The sequence below is a fragment of the Thermodesulfobacterium hydrogeniphilum genome (genome assembly GCF_000746255.1).
In the GTDB taxonomy this organism is placed as follows: Bacteria; Desulfobacterota; Thermodesulfobacteria; order Thermodesulfobacteriales; family Thermodesulfobacteriaceae; genus Thermodesulfobacterium; species Thermodesulfobacterium hydrogeniphilum.
In genome coordinates this window covers 61,637-82,179 of the sequence record NZ_JQKW01000001.1, presented here as the reverse complement: position 1 = coordinate 82,179, position 20,543 = coordinate 61,637, and the positions used below count along the sequence as shown (strand labels likewise).

Here is a 20,543-nt window from a genome sequence, read left to right as displayed (position 1 = left end):
AAATAACTGGCCTTAAAGTCAGAGATAATGGCTGTTCTCTAAAAGCCTATCTATCTCCCATTCCCAAAAAATACCAAATTCCTCATGGATTCCACCGCTTCCTGCCTGCTTTATTCGGTGTCAAAAACAATGATGTCTGCGAAATACCCATTATTGATCGCCCAAGACTCTATGGAAAATCCCATTACAACCTCAAAAGAACTTTTGAAGTTATTAGAGATCTCTTAACCATACCCTTTATCCTTAAAAACCCTCAAAAATGTGAAAAATTCTGGAAATACTCCTTCTACTTCTTCTTAACCCTCTCTGTCTTAAATCCAATTGCTGCAACACTCTCCTCCTCCAAACTCTGGCTCCTTGAAATACCACTCTCCTTCCTAACAGCCCTGAGCTTTATAATCCAAAAAAATCTAAATCGCTTCAATAAAGCCCAAATTAACGGCGTCTTCAAAGTGGAAGAAATTTAATTTTTTAAAGAAAGTCTTTAAAAATTTCAAATCAATTATAAAATTAATTTTATATTATAAAATAGGAGGTATTTATGTCTGTACTTTCTTCTGTTGATCCTGAAATATGGAATTTAATTCAAAAAGAAATAGAGAGACAGGAATATCAACTTGAAATGATAGCTTCTGAAAATTTGGCTTCTCTTGCTGTAATGGAAGCAGAAGGCTCAGCCTTAATGAACAAATACGCTGAAGGTTATCCTAAAGCAAGATATTATGGTGGATGTGAATATGTAGATGAAGTAGAAAAATTAGCTATAAATAGAGTTAAACTTCTTTTTGGAGCAGAACATGCTAATGTCCAGCCTCATTCTGGAACACAGGCTAATATGGCTGTATATTTTGCGATTTTAAATCCAGGAGATACTATTCTTTCTATGAATCTCTCTCATGGAGGACATCTTTCTCATGGTTCTCCTGTTAATTTTTCAGGGAAATTATATAAAGTGGTTCATTATGGAGTTTCTAAAGATACTGAAATGATAGATTATGAAGAGGTAAGAAGACTTGCTTTAGAGCATAAACCTAAAATTATTATAGCTGGAGCAAGTGCTTATCCCAGAGTAATAGATTTTGAAGTTTTTTATAATATTGCACAAGAAGTAGGAGCTTATTTAATGGTTGATATGGCACATATTGCTGGTTTAATTGCTGCTGGAATTCATCCCTCACCTATCCCTTATGCTGATTTTGTTACTTCCACCACTCATAAAACTCTAAGAGGCCCAAGAGGTGGTTTCATCCTTTGTAAAGAAAAATATGCTAAGATTATAAATAAAATGGTATTTCCCGGAATTCAAGGTGGACCTCATATGAATATTATTGCAGCCAAAGCTGTTTGTTTTAAACAGGCTTTAGAACCTGAGTTTAAAACCTATCAACAACAAGTGGTAAAAAATGCCCAGGTAATAGCCAAAGTTTTCAAAGAAAAAGGATTTAGAATTGTTTCAGGAGGGACAGATAATCACTTAGTCTTGGTAGATGTTTCTATCAAAGGGTTAACAGGTGCTGAAGCAGAAAAGCTTTTAGAAGAAGCTGGTATAACAGTAAATAAAAATGCTATTCCTTTTGATCCACGTCCCCCCAGAGTTACAAGTGGGATTAGAATAGGAACTCCTGCTATTACTACAAGAGGATTAAAAGAAAAAGAGGTAGAAGAAGTAGCTAATTATATGTGTGAAGTTTTGGAAAATCCAGAAAATGAAAAATTAAAAAGAGAAATAAGAAAAAAAATAAAGGAAATTTGTATAAAATTTCCTTTTTACAGGAAATAAATATGGTATATAGACCTGATTGGCACGAGTATTTTATGCTTATTGCTAAAATTGTGGCTTTACGCTCTGGTTGTAATTCTCGTCCTACAGGAGCTGTAATTGTTAAAGATAAAAGAATTCTTGCTACAGGATACAATGGTCCTATGCCTGGTGCTTGGCATTGCACTGATAGAGGCTCTACTTATTGTTTTAGAAGAGAAAAGGGAATACCTGATATAGATAAATATAATTTTTGCAGAGCCTCTCATGCTGAGGCTAATGCAATAGCTCAAGCTGCAAGGTTTGGTATTTCTGTAGAAGGAGCAAGTATTTATTGCACTTTAGCTCCCTGTTATGTATGTTTAAAACTAATTGCCTCTGCTGGAATTAAAGAGGTTTATTATGAATATGATTATGAAAGTAGAGATTTTGAAAGAGATACCTTTTGGAAAGAAGCTATAAAGGAAGCAAGGCTTAAAGTTTTCAAACAAATAACTGTTTCAGAAGAAACTATCAGGGCTTTACAGGAAATCTTACCATACCCTACTTCAAAAAGAAGGCTTCCTCCCACTAAATAATCTAAGCTTTGTTTAACTCCTTTTTAAGCCAAGTGAAATGTTCAGGAGAAAATAAAAATTTTTTAGACCAATACATTTTTAAAACCCCCATTTTTACTATATCATTAAAAACAAACCAAATCATAGCATAACCCCATACAAATAAAGCCCATCCCCAACCTATAGGAGTAACTAAATCAAAGCCATAAACTGCTATAAAGGTCCCAACAACCCTGGTACCAAAAGTTGCTATCCAAAGAATAGGAGAGGGCCAGGGTTTTCTCCAAAACCAATTTTTTATACGTGTATTATAAATTGTTCCATGTCCTGCAACTGCTAATTTGGCGAATATAATACTTTGAATTAAATCTGGAGGTAAATTCCAGTATTTTTTTAATAAAACATATAAGGTAAAAGATGAAATAACCCCAGCTATACCAAGCCAGAAAGACATGATACTTATTTCATACAAATCCCAACGAACAGGTTTTTTAGAAATGCTTACATTATCATAAGCAATGGTAAGAATGGGAAGATCATTAAGAAGAGCTAAAATTATAATCATAATAGGTGTAACAGGATAGAATCTAAAAATTACAATGGATAGAACCATAAAGGTAGCTATTCTGATAGTCTCAGCTATTCTGTAAATGGTATAGCTTTCCATTCTTCCAAATATTTGACGGGCTATTCTAATAGCCTTAATAATAACCATCAATCCTGGAGAAAGGAGAACAAGAGAAGCTGCTGCTCTGGCTGCATCTGTAGCATTTGAAACAGCTATTCCTGCATCAGCTTTTCTCAAAGCTGGAGCATCATTTACACCGTCTCCTGTCATGCCAACTACATGTCCTGCTTTTTGTAATTTTTCCACAATAAAATATTTATCCTCTGGAAATACCTCTGCAAATCCATTTGCTTCTTCAATAATTTTTATAATCTCTGATTCATGCTGTTTAACAATACCTATTGGAAGTTTTTTTTCCTCAAGTTCTTTTTCCACTAATTCTGCGATCTTTTTAGCCTTTTTTTCTGCTTCTTCTTCAGAGAGATTTTTTTCAACTTTAAGGAAAGCTTTACTAATTACTTTAGCAAGAATAGCATATTCTTCATAGGTCTCACCTTTAAGTTCTTTTGCACTATATATTTTTTCTCCTATTCCTAAAATCCTGGCAATATATTTAGCAATAGCAAGGTTATCTCCTGTTACCATTTTTACCTCAACACCATAATTTTGAGCCATTTCTATAGCCTTTTTGGAATCCTCTCTGGGAGGATCAAAAAGGGGAATAAGCCCTATAAAATGAAAAGTTTTTTCTTCAGGCTTTTTATAAGCAACACCAATCGTTCTGAATCCATTTTCTGCAAATTCTTCTATTTTTTTTAAAATATCTTTTTGATCAATCTCTTTTGCTTCGCAAAGTTTTAAGATTACCTGAGGTGCACCTTTTGTAACAATCCATTCTTTTTCCCCACACTGTATCCAAGCCTCTGTTCTTTTTCTAACAGGATCAAAAGGAATAAATCTTTTTTGAATGCAATTTTTTATTTTTTCATACAAATTGTGTTCTTTAAGCCAATCAAAGATAGGAGTTTCTATAGGATCTTTATTTTCTTCTTTAGAAGTAAGGGCTGCAAAAAACATCAGATCTTCAGATTTAAAGTCTTTAATAGTAAAAGGTGTAGCTATAGTCATTTGGTTTTTGGTTAAAGTTCCTGTTTTATCACAACATAAAATATCAATACCAGCAAGCTCTTCAATAGATGCTAATCTTCTTACAATAACCTGTTTTTTAGCAAGATATATAGCTCCTATAGCCATAGTTACTGTCAGAACAGCTGGCAAAGCCACTGGAATAGAAGCTACTAATAAAACTAAAGAAAATCTGGTTAATTCAATCCAGTTAGTTCCTCTTTTAAGTTCTACTAAAATCATTAAAAATATCAAAATTAAGGCCATGGTAATCAGTAAATTTCCTATTTTTATAACCATTTCTTTAAAATGTGATCGTTCTTCTTTTTCAGCTTTAACAACTAATTTTACGGTTTTTCCAAAATAGGTATTCATCCCTGTAGTAATAACTACAGCTATCATTTCTCCCTGTTTTACAATAGAATTAGAGTAAGCTGTGTCTCCTTTACCTTTACTTACAGGTAAAGATTCTCCTGTAAGAGCTGATTGATCTATTAAAATAAAATCACCTTCTAAGAGTTTTACATCGGTAGGTATAATATCTCCTATTTTAAGTTTTATAATATCTCCTGGAACAAGATATTTAGATTCAATTTCTTGCCATTTTCCATCTCTTAATACTAAAGCTTTCTTAGCTAACTTTTGTTTTAAAACTTTTAAGGCTGAAAGTGCTTTATTTTCTTGCCAAAAATCAACTAAAGCATTTACTAAAAGTAGAATAGTAATAATAGTAAAATCTTCCCATTTTTGAACTAAAACTGATAAAACAGCAGCGATTTCTATCATCCAAGGAATAGGACCCCAAAAACGGCGAAAAATTCTATGCCAAAGAGGCTCTTCTTTCTCAGGAATTTCATTTAAACCGAATTTTCTTAGTCTATTTTCAACTTCTTGAGAACTTAGACCCTTTTTTATATCAGTTTTAATATCAAAATTTTCCATTATTTAGGTCTCTTTTTATTTTTTCGGTTTTTTAAACTCTTCCAAATAATAAATATCCCTGCCCCTAAAACTCCACCTATGCTTAAAAATCCTAAATAATAAAAAATACAGAAAAGAAGATCCCTATGACACATTTTTTATCTCTTATAATTTTTTATTTTATATTTTAAGATTATTTTTATTTTAAAATTTTGTCAATGTTAAAAATTATTTTCTTTCTTTTATTAAATTGCAAAAAGCTTATAAACTTAACAATTTTATTAATTTTTGATTTAATATTTTTTAAAATAGCAAATTTTTAATTGATTTGATATTAATTTTTAAATAAATCTTGATTTTTCTTTTTTTAGAAATTATTTTTTTAATACAATCAGATTAAGGAGGTGTAATTTTATGCCTAAGGATTATTATGAAATTTTAGGAGTTCCAAGAAATGCTACCCAAGAAGAAATAAAAAGAGCTTATCGCAAACTTGCAATGAAATATCATCCTGATAGAAATAAAGGAAATAAAGAAGCTGAAGAAAAATTTAAAGAAATAAACGAGGCTTATGCTGTTTTATCTGATCCTGAAAAAAGAAGACTTTATGATATGTATGGATCTGCTGAATTTGAAAAGAAATATTCTACAGAAGATATTTTTAGAGGTTTTGATTTTGAAAGTGTTTTTAAAGATCTTGGTATAGATTTAAGTGGATTTTTCAGTAGAAAAAATAAAAAAGGAGGAAGAACCTTTATTTTTGATTTAGGAGATCTTTTTAGCAATCTTTTTGGGACTTATTTTGGAGGAGAAGAAGAATTTTCACCTTTTGGGGAGACTTATGAAACAATACAAATAGATCTACCTCTTACTGTAGAAGAAGTTTTGAAAGGTGGAGAAAAAGAGGTTGTTCTTCCTGGAACTTATGAAACTATAAAAATTAAAATACCTAAGGGTATACAGGATGGACAAATTTTAAGAATTAGAAAAAAATCAGGTAGAAAAACCAAAGAATATCTTTTTAGAATAAGAATAATTCCGAAATTTGGTTATAAAGTAGAAAATGGAAATATTTATATAGAAAAAGAAATACCTTTTACCAGTTTTCTTTTAGGAGATGAAATAGAAATTGAAACTGTAGATGGGAAAAGAGTAAAAGCTAAGGTTCCTCCTTTAACAAAACCAGGAGCTAAACTAAGATTAAGAGGCCTGGGATTGCCTTTATCTGAAACTAAAAGAGGAGATTTATATATAACTTTAATTCCTAAAATACCTGATAAATTAACCTCAGAGCAGAAAAAACTTATTGAAGAATTAAGAAAATCAGGACTCTAAAAACTTTATTTATTGACAAAATACTTTATAAGTTTTAAAATTTTGATAAATTCTTTAAAAAGATTTATAAGGAGTCCTCAGATGGTCAAACAAATAATGGCAGATGCACTCCCTACTGAAGCTAAAGGTGTTAAAGTGCTTTTTGGTGAATATGTAAATACTGATTATATTTACTCCTATATAGGAACTATTACTTATGCAGAATCTGGATTGCAAAGTATTTTTATTTTAGAAAACAACTTTTGGGGGAAAATGTTATTTATTAATAACAGCTTGCAATTTACTACAAGGGATGAATTTATTTATCATGAAGCTTTGGTTCATATACCTATACAAGCCTCACCTGAGAATAGTATTAAAAAAGTTCTTATTTGTGGAGGGGGAGATTATGGTGCTGCCAGAGAGCTTTTAAAATATCCCCAGATTGAAGAAGTAACTATTGTAGATATAGATCCTAAAATCCCTAAAATTGTAGAAGAACATTTCCCAGAGCTTTTACCTGAAAATCCCAAGGATCCAAGACTCAAATTAATTGTAGCTGATGCCTATGAAATGGTTAAGAATTATATAAAAGAAAATAAAATTTTTGATATGGTAATTATAGACTCTACAGATCCTGACATAAGTGATACAGGAATAACTCAGGAATTATCTCTTCCTCTTTTTGGAGTAGATTTTCATCAGATGCTTTTAAAGATTTGTCCTAAAGGAATTATTGTTCAACAATGTGGAACTCCTTTTACTATGCAAAATATTTTAAAAATAACTTACCAGGTATTTAAAAAAGTTTATCCAGAAAAAGAAATTTACTGTTATAGAGCTGATGTGCCTTCTTTTGGAGGAGATAACGCTTATATCATGAGATGTCCTTATCCAAACCCTGAGGTTCCTAAGTGGAAAGAAATTTCTAATACTTATTATTATTCTCATGAGGTTCATAAAGCCTCTTTTGGACTTCCCAAATTTTGGAGGGAGGTTTTAAGATAATGAAAGTTCTGGGAATTCTTGGTTCTCCTCACAAAGACGGGGGATCAGCTCAGCTTCTTTTAGCTGCTTTAAAAGGGGCTCAAAGAGAAGGAAGTAAAATTGAACTTGTAAGCGTTTATGATGGAGAAATTAAACCCTGTATAGGTTGTATTCATAATGAAGATCCTAATTGTAAATTTCCCTGTATTTTTGAAGACTATGGCAAAATTTTGTTAGAAAAAATTTATCAGGCTGATGGTATTATTTTTTCCACTCCTGTTTATTGGTTTGCTCCTTCTGGTCCTTTAAAAATTTTAATAGATAGAATGACTTGTCTTGAAAATATGGTAGCCTATGGAGAACCAAGTTATATGGAAGGAAAAGTAGTAGGAGCTATTGCTGTAGGAGCAGATGAAGGAGCAGTATTAACTACAGGTTATTTAATTACTACAATGTCTTCTATGGGGGCTATTATACCTCCCTGGGGCATAGCTTATTCTTTAAAAAGTAAAAATGCTATTCGGGATGATAAAGCTCTTATGGATGCTATTAATATTGGCCTTTTAATGGCAAAATTAATAGCTATTTTAAAGGGAGAAAAAAGAAATTTAACTTTTATAGATGACAAAAACCTTCTTGAAGAAATAAGAAAAGAAATTTTTCAAGAATTAAAACAATTTGAGGTAAAGGAGAACTATGGAAAGAGAACAATCTCAGGAAGCCGTATTTAAAATCATTTTAGGAAGAAGAAGCATTAGAAAATATGAGAATAAAATTCCTGAAAAAGAGAAGATTTTAAAGATTTTAGAAGCTGGAATCTGGGCTCCCTCAGGACTTAATAATCAGCCTTGGAGATTTGTAATAGTCTGGTCTAAAGAAATAAAAGAAAAATTGGCAGAATTGACAAAATACCACGAAATTGTTAAAAATGCTCCTGTTTTAATAGGAGTATTTTTGAATAAAGATGCTATGTATCATCAGATAAAAGATCATCAATCAGCAGGTGCCTGTATTCAAAACATGTTATTAGCTGCCTATGCCCTTGGGCTTGGAACCTGCTGGTTAGGAGAAATTTTAAAAAATGAGTCAAAAGTAAAAGAGGTCCTGGGACTTCCTCAGGAAAAATATGAAATGTGTGCTCTTATTGCTATTGGATATCCTAAGGATCAAAGAGAAAGATCAGAGAGATATACTTTAAAGCATTTTTTAATAAAAGAGGTATAATAAAAAAAATTTATTTAAAATGGAGGAAAATTTGTATGAAAAATTTTAAAGGGTATTTATTTATATTTATAGGGTTATTTATAATTTTATTTACACTCATGTCTTGCAAAAATGGAAGCACCTCTTCAGGCAACTGTCCCAGTGTTAAAACCTTCCAAAAAAATTTAGACACTCTTTTACCTGGCATAAAAATTGAGAAAATTGAAAAATCTCCTATTCATGGACTTTGTGAAGTCATTGTAAAACTTTCAGAAGTAAAAAAGGGCCTTATTTATACAGATTCTAAAGGTAAATATATTATAACTGGAAACATAATTGATATTAAAAATAAAAAAAATTTAACCAGAAATAAATTAGAAGAAATCAATAAACGGATAGCTAATCATGAAGTTCTCTCTAAGCTTGATTCCTTAGTTGATATGGTTTATGGAAATTCTCCTAATGTAGTTTACTTAATAACTGATCCTCTTTGCCCTTTTTGTTACAAAGCTGAAAAAATCGTAGATCAATTGGTAAAAGAAGGTAAGCTAAAAGTTAAAGTTATTTTAATTCCTTTAGAAAAACTTCATCCAGGATCTACCAAAGTTTGTGTTTCTCTTATCTGTGACAAAAAAGGATATTCTGATCTTTTAGCTAAGTATGAAAGTTCAAATCAGTGTAATGTAGGTAAAGAAAAAGTTAATAAAAATTTTAATTATATTTTAAAGGATCTTAAAATATATGCTGTCCCCACTTTTGTTTTTCCTGATGGAGAAATTAAATCTGGTGTTTTAAGCCCTAAGTATATTTTAAATAAATTTAATAAAAAAGAAAATAAAAAATTGAGTCAAAAGTAAAATGCTTACTAATGAAGAAAAAATCTATTGTTTAAAACTGGCTAGAAAAACTTTGGAAAGCTATTTTGCAGGAAAACCCAAAAAAGAAACCCCTCCCGAAGCATATGTTCATCTCTGGGAAAAGAGAGGTGCTTTTGTTACACTTTTAAAAGAAGGACATTTAAGAGGATGTATAGGTATTTTAGAACCTCTTTATCCCCTTTATGAAGTGATCCAAGAAATGGCTCTTTCTGCAGCTTTTAAAGATCCTCGCTTCCCTCCTTTAAGAAAAGAAGAACTTCCTTTAATAGAAATTGAAATTTCTGTTTTATCTCCTCTTAAAAAAGGGTCTGTAGAAGAAATTGAAGTAGGAAAACATGGAGTTTATATAATAAAAGGTTTTTACAAAGGTATTTTACTTCCTCAGGTTCCTTTAGAATACGGTTGGGACAAAAAGACTTTTTTGGAACATGTATGTTTAAAAGCCGGATTAGATCCTGATTGCTACAAAGATCCTGAGACAGAAATCTATCTATTTACAGCTGAGGTCTTTAAGGAGAGTGATTTTTCTTAGATCTTTTAATTAAAAAAAAGAAAAAAGGATATTAAGCTATCTATTATAGCTTTTTTTTAGCAGAAGGATATCTTCTTATTGAAGATTTACCCGGTATAAGAAAAATTGTTTTAGCTATTGTTATAGCAAGGTGCTTTGGCCTTAATTTTGCAAAATACAGACAACTTCAGACTTTCTCCCCTCGAATATAACTGGAGTATTTATAAAAAACTAATCAATAGGAAAATGAGGAACAAATCCATATTTAGCATAAATTTTTTGTGCCTCTTTAGAGCGAATAAAATCTAAAAATTTTTTAGCATTTTCTTGATGAGGCGCTTTTGTAAGAGCTGTTATATAATAATTAACTTTATCTCTTTGATCAAGCTCTTCTCCGAGATCAACCATCTCAACAGGCAATCCCTGATTTTGAGCATGAATTACTTCTGTAGCCCAGACAGGTCCTACATCTACCGTTCCTTTAACTATACGTAGAGGAGTTTCTCTATGATGTACCAAAGTAAAAATGGTTGTCCCTTCTGCTCTTTTTTCCTCCATAATTCGGTGAACTAATTCTTCTCCACCTGCTTTTCTGTACATCTCCACAATATAACGAGTTATATCTTCAAGGGGTCCTGGTTGAGAAATTCTAACATCATCCCTTGTAAGATCTTTTAAATTTTTTATTCTTGTTGGATTATCTTTAGGAACCATTAATACAAGACGGTTATGAAGATAAATAAAGTAGTCTTCTATAAGACCTCTTTTCATTAATTCCTGCATTGCCTCTTCACTAACTGCTGTATAAATATCTGGCATCACTCTAATTTCCATATCTCCAAAGCGCGCACCACCAGCAAGAATTTGTTTTAACTCAAGTCCCGGAGGTAAAGTCTCATAAAAGATCTTTTTCACTTCAGGATAAACTTTTTGAAAAGCCTCAAGTAATTCTTCCATTACCATAAATTGATTTCCAGCCATAAATAGAATCAAATCTGCTTCATTAAGATATTCTAAGTTATGTAAGTCTTCTTTGTAATTTACAGGAATTTCAGGAAGTTCTATTTTCATAATTAAACCTCTTTTTCTACAAATTTTCTATTTATACTTATTATATTATTGCAATAAATATAATAAGTCAAGAAAATTATTAAGGGTTTTTAATTATATTTTAAAATCTTAATAAAATTATGGAATATACATTTTATTAAGATAATTTTAGAATTTCTTTAATTTTTAGAATAACTTTTGGGATTGCTTCTTTCACTTTAGGACTGCATTCTTTATCAAGGGTGTCCACATCTTCTACTTCTACACCTATAATTTTAATTTTCTTAGGCATTTCTTCTGGAAAAACCTGATATCCTACTCTAATTACTTCAAAAATATTTATACTATGAGTTCCACTGGCATAAACATTTTTCCAGCTTTTTACAGGATCAATTTCTATAACAGTACCAGGTTCAGTTCCTATTTTTATTCCATCTACTATTATAGCTATATCATAATTTAAAATAGCATCTATTACTTTAAGATCTGTATTTAGAAAACAAACAGTATCTACCAGTCCTTTTAAATTCTCTATAACTTTAAATCCTACACCATCGTCTCTAAAATTTGGATTACCTATTCCAACTACTATAGCTCTTTTCATAACTTTTTAAAAAATGAAAGGGGCATTGAGGCCCCTTTCATTTTCAATTTTCAAAATTTCTTAAGCTTTTTATTAATTCTTTATCTTTGTTATAAATATCAATTTGAATGGGTAATCTTCCAGGCAAAGTATGAGTAGCACAGGCTAAACAAAGGTCATAAGGTCTATAAGCTATTTCTACTAAATTAAGTATCTCTTCATTTATTTTTCCTTTTTTAATGAAATTTTCTGCTGCTTTTTTTATAGCTATATTAATAGCCCCTTTATTATGCGTTGTTGCTACAATAAGATTAGCATCCGTTACTATTCCATTTTCATCTGTCTTATAATGATGAATTAAAGTCCCTCTTGGTGCCTCTACTATACCTACTCCTTCTCCTGATACTTTACCTAATTCCTGTCTTACATTTCCATCTGTTATACTTTCATCAGAAGCTATCTTTTTTATTCTTTCTGCTGCGTGTAATAATTCTATGGCTCTTACCCAATGATATGCTAAGATATTATGAATCGGCTTTCCTCCAAAAAATTCCACTATTTCTTCATAGGCTTCCTGAGCAAGAGGTGTATCATAGCCATTTCCTATATTTAATCTTGCAAGCGGACCTACACTATATAAACTTGTTTCTTTCCCATCTACAAATCCTTTCCATCCGAATTTCTTTATATAGGGTGCTTTAATATAACTCCATTCTAAGGTTCTCTCTGAAATCCAATCCAAATATTCCTTGCCACGAAATCTTCCTATCTCATTACCTTCTGTATCTATAAATACCTGAACACCGTCATAATATACTATTTTCCCTTCTTCATCCACTGTGCCTAAATAATTAGTTATTACTTTATACACCTCTCCTTTCATTAATTCTACATATTGAGGATTGTTTAATATTACTTCTTTAAATATTTTTAAAGTAAATTTTCCTAACTCTATACATTCATCAGCCAACCTTAATATTTCTTTTCTTTCTTCTTCTGTTAATCTCTTGCTCCATCCTCCTGGTAATCCTGCTACTGGATGGCTGGGTTTACCTCCAAGCATTTCAAATATTCTTACTGCTGCAAATCTTTTCTTTAAAACATCTTTTCCTATATCTACTCCTACTTTCCTTATTAATCCTATCAGATTTCTTTCTTCTGGTGAAGCTGTTAATCCACATACAAAATCTGGTAATCCCATTGCATATAATATTTCAGTATGATCTTCTATATAATGAGCAAGGAATAATATTTCTCTTAATTTTTGAGCAGTAGGGGTTGGATTTGTTCCATAAATTTCATCTGCTGCTTTTAAAGCTGCCATAAAGTGTACTGCTCTACATACACCACATATAGTACTTACTGTTCTTGGAACTTCTTCTATAGGCATTCCTATCAAAAATTTTTCATATCCCATAAACTCTACTGCCTGGAAAAAGACATTATCTACATCTCCTTTATCATCTAAAAATATACTTATTTTCCCATGACCTTCCAATCTGGTCATAGGATTTAATTCTATCTTTTGCATACTTAAACCTCCCTATTTTTTGTTTCTTTTTTAATTTTTTTTCTCAACATAGATCCTGCTAAGCTGTATCTATAAAATAAATGAATAGGATCTACTATTTTATCTATTAACTCTTCATTTTCCAATATACTGGCTATTGCACTTATTGCTCTTAATCCAAAGTCTTTCACTCCTGGTATAGGACCTCCACATCCTCTGCATGGTATATTAGCTTTTATACAACTTGCTCCACAATCTCCTAGTGTTATTGGACCTAAGCATAAATATCCTGCTTCAAGCAGACACATATCTTCTGGTAACTGGCCTTCTATCACTCTTTTTACTTCTTTTACAGGTTTTTTTAATTCTCCTCTTCCTACTGGATTCCTTGGACACACTTCACATACAGCATGTCCCATAGTTATCCAGCTACCTTTTGGTGGTAATTCTCCTTCTAATAAAGCTGTCAATGCCTTTTTAATGTGATTATAATGAGGAGGACATCCTCCTATATAATAATCAACTTCTACTACCTGATCTAAGGTCTTGGCTTCAGTCAATTCTGGTAATTCTAATTCATATTTTCCATCTATTATAAATTTTGGACTTGGTAATATTCCATCTGGATTATCCGTGCTAAATGTATCTTTATACGCTTTTTCTAACAATTCTTGATTATTATACAAATTTACTAAACCTTTTATTCCTCCTAAACAGGCACATATTCCGAATGCTATTAATATCTTGCATTTCTTTCTCATTAATTTTGCTATATGTTCATGTTCTTTATTTCTTATATTTCCTGAAAAAAATCCTACATCCACTGAACCATCTGGTAGTGCTTCAAAATCTTTATATTTGACATCTACCAAAGAAGGAGTAAAAAATACTACTTCTACTGCATTTAATACATCTACTAAATAATCTGCTAAATCTAATAATGCTATATCACAACCCGCGCATCCTCCAGCCAGATAATATGCTAATTTTGGCTTAGCCATTTTTTGCCTCCTTCAAAGGATTTGGACCAAGCTGTCTAATTTTTGCATCCATTTCTGTTATTACCTCTGCAAACTTTTTACCTTCACTTCCTGAAATCCATTCTAATCTTACTCTTTCTTCTTCTATTCCTAATTCTTTTAACATTCTTTTTAACAATTTAAATCTTCTTGAAGCTTTATAATTACCAGACCGGTAATGACAATCTCCAGGAGGTCAACCACCAATTAAAACTCCGTCAGCTCCATTAACTAAAGCCTCCACTATAAACTCTGGTTCCACCCTACCACTACATGGTACTCTTACTATATAGGCTGTAGAGGGATAACTATATTTTAAACTACCTGCAAGATCTGCTGCTGCATAGGTACACCAATTACAGGCAATCACTATTATCTTAGGTTCCCAGCTCATTTTATTTACCTCCTTTTATTTTTGTTATTATTCCATCTATTGGAACTTCAGCTAAACCTACTGCTTTTTCTGGTTCTGCTCCCATTACCAAAGCTAATAACTGTGCTATATGTACTGCTGGTATTTCAAAATCTATTAATCCTTCTTTTTTCATCAAAGCTTGATCATTGTCATATCTTAATAAGCATGAACTGCATCCTGTTACAAATAATTCAGGATTTATTTCTTCAATCATTTTATTTACCTTTCTTCTCCATAATGCCCATGATTTTTCTTTGGCTAATGATCCCAAAGCTCCCATTCCACAACAATCCAATATTGTGCTATACCAAGGAGCTTTACCTCCTACGGCTTCACATATTTCTTTTATTCTTGTAGGTTTAAAAACATTATCATCATTGGTAGAATATGCCTTACTTGGCCATAAGTTATGACACCCTACATGAGTTCCACATATTATATCGTTTAAAGGATACTTTACTTTTTTCTTTACCTCTTCTATCCCTATTTCTTCATATATATAATTGTAAAAATTCCATATTTTTACTACTCCTTTATATTTTTTACCTACTTTACCTAATATCTCGTTTACTTTTTCTTTAATTTCAGGATGTTTCTCCATATGATATCTAGCTTCATTTAGAGATCCATAACAACTTCCACATCCTGTTATCATATCAACGCCTTTTTCCTCTGCTATTGCCATATTCCATGCTGAACCTGCACACCAGCCTACTAAATCTATGGATGGCATTGTACCGAAAGCTGGGCAACAAGTTGCTCCATCTAATTCCACTATCTCTACTCCTAATTCATTTAACACATATCTCATTGAATATTCTATATCTGGTCTTCGTAAAGGAATATTGCATCCCAAAAATAAACCTATTCTTTTCATTTCAATCCCTCCTTTTCTTTTAATCAAGCGGAAATGGTGCTACTTCTGCTAAAACTGTATTCTTTAACATCTCCTGAAATTTCTTTCTCATTTCTTTATTTCCTAAGGTTGTTGGAGGAAGCTCTGGTAACCCTACCTTTTTTCTTCTATTCTCATATCCTTTTACCACTACCGCATGTCCTAATTTGTAATAATTTTGTAAACCATCTATAGTATTAGATGGCATAGCATATTCTCTAAAACTAACCCTTCTTATAGCTTGAATTAATTCATAGGGCTTAATTTCCATGGGACATATCTCTACACATCTATTACAACTTTGACATCCCCATACTGAAGAGTCATCTAAGAAGATCTCTTTCAATCCTAAGGTTGCTGCATGAACTATCTTTTTTATAAAAAATTCCAAACCTGCCAAAGCCATTGGACATGTACCTGCACATTTTCCACATTGAATACAGGATCTTAAATCATTTATAGACATACCTGCTTCTTGCAATTCTGTCTCAAATTCTTTAAAAAACTCTTCATCAAGTTTTATTACATTGGTTTCTCTTCCAAATTCCATTGTTCCCCTCCTTTTTATGCTATCAATAAAGCATCAATTTGTGCTTCTATTTGTTCAGTAGTAAACCCATGGAAGGTTATAGCTCTAGATGGACATGCTGCTGCACAAGTTCCGCATCCAGAACAAAGAGCAGGTTCTATTTTTGCTTTATATACTCCATCATAACTTTCAAGTTTAATAGCACTATAAGGACATAACTGACCACATAATCCACATCCACTACATTTATCTTTATCTACTTCTGCTAAAATAGCCTCAAATCTGATCTTACCAGGTATTACCAAAGCTGCGGCTGCAGAAGAAGCGGCTCTTGCTTGAACTACAGATTCTGGAATATCCTTAGGTCCTTGAGCACATCCTGCTATAAATACACCTTTGGCAGAAGTTTCTACAGGATATAATTTGGTATGCACTTCTTTAAAAAAGCCTTCTCTTCCACGAGAAACATTAAATATTTTGCTTAATTTTTCTGTATCAATAGCTGGTTCAACAGCTGTGGCTAATACTACCATATCCACATCTACTTCTACAGGACTACACAAATCAACATCATAAGCCTTTACTCTTAACTTACCATCAGGCTTTACATCTACTCCTGATACACGACCTCCTCTGATAATTTTCACTCCAAGTTGTTTAGTAAATACATAAAATTCTTCAAAATCTTTTCCTGCTGTTCTCACATCAATAAAAAATAAGTAAACATCTATATCTGGATATTTTTCTCTTAATATTCTGGCATGTTTGAGCATGTACATACAACATATTTTAGAACAATAGGTATGATATTTCTGGCTTCTACTTCCTACGCAAGAAATAAAAGCTATACTATTTGGTTTTTTTCCATCGGATAATCTCTTCAACTTTCCTTCTGTTGGCCCTGTAGCAGATAATATTCTTTCAAATTCCATAGAAGTAAGAACATCAGGGCAATCTGGGGAATATTCTTTAAAATGATGTTTATCCATCACCTTAAAACCTGTTGCCAAAATTATAGATCCTACTTTGATAGTTATATATTCATCTTTATCATCATAATTAATAGCTTTAGCAGGACATCCCTCTATTCCTTTAGAAGGAATTCCTTTATAACAAATTTGACATACTGTTTTTCCGGTTTTCCTTTTAGTTCTGAAATAAAGACAATTTTCCGCATCTATAATTGCCTTTTTAGGAACTGCTTGTGGAAATTGAATATAAATTGCTTTTCTTTGGCTTAAACCACAGTTAAACTCATCGGGAACTTTGGTAGGACAAATTTCTATACAGTGACCACATCCGGTGCATCTATCCCAATCTACATATTTAGCTTTTTTTCTTATAGTGACTTCAAAATTTCCTACATATCCTTTTACATATTCTACTTCTGCATAGGTGATTAATTTGATATTAGAATGACGGGCGACCTCGCCCATTTTAGGAGTGATAATTCATGCAGAACAATCCATAGTAGGAAAGGTTTTATCAAGCATTGCCATATTTCCACCGATAGAAGGATTTTTTTCTACTAAATATACATTTAAGCCCATTTCAGCCAGATCAATAGCAGCAAACATTCCTGTAATACCACCACCTACTACTAACACAGACTTTTCTACAGATTCAAAACGATCTGCTAAGGGTCTTGCTAATTTAACTTTTGCTACAGCACTTGCTATTAATTTTTTGGCTTTTTCTGTAGCTCCTTTTTTATCATGCCAATGAGCCCAGCTGCATTGTTCTCTAATATTAGCTATTTCACAAAAATATTTGTTTAATCCTGCTGATTCTACTGCTGATCTAAAAATCGGCTCATGTGTTCTTGGAGTACAAGATGCTATTACAACTCTATCAACTAAGCCTTTTTTAATATCTTCTTTTATTAAATTCTGACCAGGATCAGAGCACATAAAGGAATAATCTCTAACCACAACCACATCTGGTAAAGTTTTAGCATATTCAACTACCTCTTGAATATTTACTGCCCCTTTAATATTCTCGCCACAATGACATACATACACCCCTATATTCGGCATCTTGCCCCTCCTTTTATATTTTAGTTAATAAAAGTTTTACAAATTTTTATAAAATATTATTCTTTTCTATTATTTTTAATAAATTTTATTTATTTTATAAAATTTTTAATAAAGATAAATTTTACTTTTTGTATACTATTACATACTCAGATGATAATAAATTATACCAATATTATTTTTTAAAGCAACCTCTTTAGGAAAAATTTTTTCAATTTTTGATAAAAAAGTTTTATAAATTTTTATAAAATATTGTATTTTTTATTATTTTTTTAATAAATTTTATTTATTTTATAAAATTTTTAATAAAGATAAGTATTATGTTCCGTATATTTTTGGGTAAATTTAGACAGCGATAAATTATACCAATATTAATTCTTTAAGCAACCTCTTTAAGAAAATTTTTTTAACTTTTAATAGAAACTGTAATACCAACCTCTATTTATTATTGACAATCTCCTATACAAGAATAAAATTAACCTATGCAAGTTAGACCTGTCTCTGAGCCCGTAAAAGCAAAATTAGAAAACATAGCTGTAGTACTTGTAAATCCTATGTATAGTGAAAATATAGGATCTACTGCCAGAGCCTGTGCTAATTTCGGCATTTCCAATCTTATTCTTGTTAATCCTGAATCTATAGATGAAGAAAAAATGAAAGCTATGGCTACTAAAGCTGGGATAACTATTTTAGAAAATATGAAAATTTTTCCTGATCTTCCTTCTGCTTTAAAAGATTTTAATTATGTTATAGGAACTACTGCACGTCTTGGAAGAAAACGCATGGTTTATTATACTCCTAAGGAATTAGCTCCTTATATTTGTGAACTCTCTGTAAATAACAAAATAGCTCTTCTTTTTGGGAATGAAAGGTTTGGGCTTTCAAATGAAGAGCTTTCTTATTGCGATAAAGTTATAACTATTCCCACTACTCAAAATGCCTCTCTAAATATAGCTCAAGCTATAGTTATAATTCTTTATGAGATCTTTCAAGAAGCCAGTATTCCCAAATTTCCTAAACCCGTGTTAGCCACTCAGCAAGAATTGAATATCATGTATAGTATCATTGAAGCCACTTTAAAAGCTATAGATTACATACCTCATGAAAACAAAATCCTCTGGTTTACCAACATTAAACGCTTCCTTTCAAAACTTGAGCTCACTTCTAAAGAAGTTAAAATTGTCCAAGGATTTTGCAGACAACTTCTTTGGGCACTTGGGAAAGAGCTTAAACTTTCTTTTCCAAAAGACCAACCAACTCAAAATGATAGGTCTGGGGGAACATATCAAAAAGAACCAGTTTCTTAAGATCATATTTCTCTTTTAAAATTTTAATATCTCTTACAAAGGTAGGTGCATCGCAGGAAATATAGATAATATACTTTCTTGCTACTTCTGGTAAAAGTCTTAACAACTCTTTACATCCTCCTCTTGGAGGATCTAAAAGAACCAAATCATAAATTTCTCCCATTTTTAAAGCTTCATAAAGAGCTTCCATAGCACTCATATTCCTTAAATCTAATCTTCCGTTTATTTCCTGTTTTTCTGCAATATAAAGGCCATCTTCTATAGCTCTGAGATCTGTATCTACTCCTAAGAATTTTTTTGCTTCTTTATTAATCAAAAGAGGAAAAATAAAATTTCCTATACCTGCATGTAAATCAAGCACATTTTCATAATCCAAATTCCAAGATCTTATAGTTTCCATAATAGCACAATTTATATTCCAGTTAGTTTGAACAAAAACCCCAGGTTGAACATAGTAAAAAATACTATCTATATTCTTAAAAACTCTTCGTCCACCAAAGGAACTTCCTTTGGGAAAAGGACCTTCTGGATGACGACCCTTCATCCAATAAAAAACACTTTTTATCTCTTTAATTTCTATTAATCCTTCTATATCTTCTTCTAAAGGTTTAAGTGAAGTCCAAAAAATAAGAGTTGCTTTATTTTCTTCAGGTGAGGATTCTATTTTTACTCTTTTGCTATAAATGGAAAGTTTAACCCAGGAAGGATTTTTATAAAGTTTTGATAAAATTTCATTTAAAATTCCCTCTGCCAAATAACACTTTTCGATTTTTAAAACTTCATAAGATTTCCTTTTTACAAATCCCATCTTTAACTGAGCATTTTCTACATGAAGTCTGAGACGATTCCTATAATGAAATTCCTTAGGAGAAGGAACTATCTTTTCTAATGGTATATCTTCTTTCCACCCTAAGCGATTAAAAGTATCATAGAGAATCTCTTTTTTTATTTTTAATTGAGCTTCATAAGTGATATGCTGTAATTGACAACCTCCGCAAATTTTATAATAAGGACATATAGGTTTCCTTCTAAAGGTTGATTCTTCCAAAATTTTATCTATTTCTGCTTCAGCATAATCTCCATAATCTTTTGTAATTCTTATCTGTAAAACCTCTCCAGGAATAGAATAAGGAACAAAAACTACTTTTCCATCAGGAAGACGGGCTAAACCATCTCCACCAAACACTAATTTTTCTATTTTTACAATAGGCCTCACAGCCTTATAATATATTATATTACCAAGCTTTGCCAAGAGTTTTTTGTGTTTACTGATTTTAAAAATTTTGTTAAAATTGTTTTTAAGCTTTGCTTTTTCTTTTTTTCTTTAAAAAATTTAAGAAAGTATTAATTTTTTTAAAAAAGTCAATTTTTTGGAGGAA

The 20,543-nt window shown here is 31.5% G+C and carries 19 protein-coding genes and 1 pseudogene; 10 read left to right on the top strand and 10 right to left on the bottom strand.

The genetic code is table 11. From position 1 onward, the window contains the following. The 3 genes and pseudogenes from CC87_RS09075 to CC87_RS00365 form a co-directional block, all read left to right on the top strand. Window positions 1-467, top strand: a pseudogene (locus tag CC87_RS09075) (hypothetical protein); the annotation flags it as partial. Between the two features lie 74 nt (window positions 468-541). Beyond that, window positions 542-1,780 (top strand): serine hydroxymethyltransferase, encoded by a 1,239-nt coding sequence (locus CC87_RS00370; protein WP_038054907.1) that lies wholly within the window; start codon window positions 542-544, stop codon window positions 1,778-1,780. A gap of 2 nt (window positions 1,781-1,782) precedes the next feature. After that, window positions 1,783-2,337, top strand: a complete 555-nt coding sequence (locus tag CC87_RS00365; RefSeq protein ID WP_051920354.1) for a deoxycytidylate deaminase — start codon at window positions 1,783-1,785, stop codon at window positions 2,335-2,337. 1 nt (window position 2,338) lies between these two features. On the opposite strand, the gene CC87_RS00360 is transcribed toward CC87_RS00365, so the two are convergent. Further along, entirely contained in the window at window positions 2,339-4,951 is a 2,613-nt protein-coding gene (locus CC87_RS00360; protein ID WP_051920353.1) for a plasma-membrane proton-efflux P-type ATPase, read from the bottom strand. A gap of 393 nt (window positions 4,952-5,344) precedes the next feature. Here CC87_RS00360 and CC87_RS00355 point away from each other — a divergent pair, with 393 nt between their 5' ends. The 6 genes from CC87_RS00355 (at window position 5,345) to amrA (ending at window position 9,844) form a co-directional block, all read left to right on the top strand. Continuing rightward, window positions 5,345-6,265, top strand: coding sequence for a DnaJ domain-containing protein (locus CC87_RS00355; RefSeq protein ID WP_038054905.1), 921 nt, complete (start codon window positions 5,345-5,347; stop codon window positions 6,263-6,265). An 81-nt stretch (window positions 6,266-6,346) separates the two neighbouring features. Continuing rightward, window positions 6,347-7,252 (top strand): spermine/spermidine synthase domain-containing protein, encoded by a 906-nt coding sequence (locus CC87_RS00350; protein ID WP_038054903.1) that lies wholly within the window; start codon window positions 6,347-6,349, stop codon window positions 7,250-7,252. Further along, window positions 7,252-7,962: a flavodoxin family protein gene (locus tag CC87_RS00345; RefSeq protein ID WP_038054902.1), complete on the top strand. Its 711-nt coding sequence runs from the start codon at window positions 7,252-7,254 to the stop codon at window positions 7,960-7,962. The genes CC87_RS00350 and CC87_RS00345 overlap by 1 nt, the downstream gene beginning before the upstream one ends. Beyond that, window positions 7,928-8,455, top strand: coding sequence for a nitroreductase family protein (locus CC87_RS00340; RefSeq protein WP_038054901.1), 528 nt, complete (start codon window positions 7,928-7,930; stop codon window positions 8,453-8,455). Before CC87_RS00345 ends, CC87_RS00340 begins: the two co-directional genes overlap by 35 nt. A gap of 35 nt (window positions 8,456-8,490) precedes the next feature. Further along, a complete protein-coding gene (locus CC87_RS00335) occupies window positions 8,491-9,291 on the top strand; it encodes a DsbC family protein (RefSeq protein WP_038054900.1) in 801 nt (266 codons plus the stop codon). 1 nt (window position 9,292) lies between these two features. Beyond that, a complete protein-coding gene (amrA, locus tag CC87_RS00330) occupies window positions 9,293-9,844 on the top strand; it encodes an AmmeMemoRadiSam system protein A (RefSeq protein ID WP_038054899.1) in 552 nt (183 codons plus the stop codon). Between the two features lie 210 nt (window positions 9,845-10,054). Here the strand turns inward: amrA and CC87_RS00325 are convergent, their stop codons facing one another. The 8 genes from CC87_RS00325 to CC87_RS00290 form a co-directional block, all read right to left on the bottom strand. Further along, complete coding sequence (locus tag CC87_RS00325) at window positions 10,055-10,894, bottom strand: molybdate ABC transporter substrate-binding protein (RefSeq protein WP_038054898.1); 840 nt, start codon at window positions 10,892-10,894, stop codon at window positions 10,055-10,057. Window positions 10,895-11,030: 136 nt separating this feature from the next. Beyond that, the gene (locus CC87_RS00320) at window positions 11,031-11,477 is read right to left on the bottom strand and encodes a hydrogenase maturation protease (RefSeq protein ID WP_038054896.1); all 447 of its coding nucleotides are present in this window, start codon (window positions 11,475-11,477) and stop codon (window positions 11,031-11,033) included. A 43-nt stretch (window positions 11,478-11,520) separates the two neighbouring features. Further along, window positions 11,521-12,987, bottom strand: a complete 1,467-nt coding sequence (locus tag CC87_RS00315; RefSeq protein ID WP_038054894.1) for a Ni/Fe hydrogenase subunit alpha — start codon at window positions 12,985-12,987, stop codon at window positions 11,521-11,523. Between the two features lie 2 nt (window positions 12,988-12,989). Then, on the bottom strand, window positions 12,990-13,967 hold the full coding sequence (locus tag CC87_RS00310) for an NADH-quinone oxidoreductase subunit B family protein (protein WP_038054891.1): 978 nt from the start codon (window positions 13,965-13,967) through the stop codon (window positions 12,990-12,992). Then, window positions 13,960-14,379: a hydrogenase iron-sulfur subunit gene (locus tag CC87_RS00305; RefSeq protein WP_156955547.1), complete on the bottom strand. Its 420-nt coding sequence runs from the start codon at window positions 14,377-14,379 to the stop codon at window positions 13,960-13,962. Before CC87_RS00305 ends, CC87_RS00310 begins: the two co-directional genes overlap by 8 nt. Before the next feature lies 1 nt (window position 14,380). Next, window positions 14,381-15,277, bottom strand: coding sequence for a CoB--CoM heterodisulfide reductase iron-sulfur subunit B family protein (locus CC87_RS00300; protein ID WP_038054935.1), 897 nt, complete (start codon window positions 15,275-15,277; stop codon window positions 14,381-14,383). 19 nt (window positions 15,278-15,296) lie between these two features. After that, entirely contained in the window at window positions 15,297-15,845 is a 549-nt protein-coding gene (locus CC87_RS00295; protein WP_038054889.1) for a 4Fe-4S dicluster domain-containing protein, read from the bottom strand. A 14-nt stretch (window positions 15,846-15,859) separates the two neighbouring features. After that, window positions 15,860-17,860 (bottom strand): CoB--CoM heterodisulfide reductase iron-sulfur subunit A family protein, encoded by a 2,001-nt coding sequence (locus CC87_RS00290; RefSeq protein WP_084222145.1) that lies wholly within the window; start codon window positions 17,858-17,860, stop codon window positions 15,860-15,862. Window positions 17,861-18,339: 479 nt separating this feature from the next. Between CC87_RS00290 and CC87_RS00285 the strand changes: the two genes are divergently transcribed. Continuing rightward, the gene (locus tag CC87_RS00285; protein ID WP_038054887.1) at window positions 18,340-19,164 is read left to right on the top strand and encodes an RNA methyltransferase; all 825 of its coding nucleotides are present in this window, start codon (window positions 18,340-18,342) and stop codon (window positions 19,162-19,164) included. On the opposite strand, the gene rlmD is transcribed toward CC87_RS00285, so the two are convergent. Further along, window positions 19,085-20,380, bottom strand: a complete 1,296-nt coding sequence (rlmD, locus tag CC87_RS00280) for a 23S rRNA (uracil(1939)-C(5))-methyltransferase RlmD (RefSeq protein ID WP_038054885.1) — start codon at window positions 20,378-20,380, stop codon at window positions 19,085-19,087. The genes CC87_RS00285 and rlmD overlap by 80 nt on opposite strands. Window positions 20,381-20,543 lie beyond the last annotated feature (163 nt).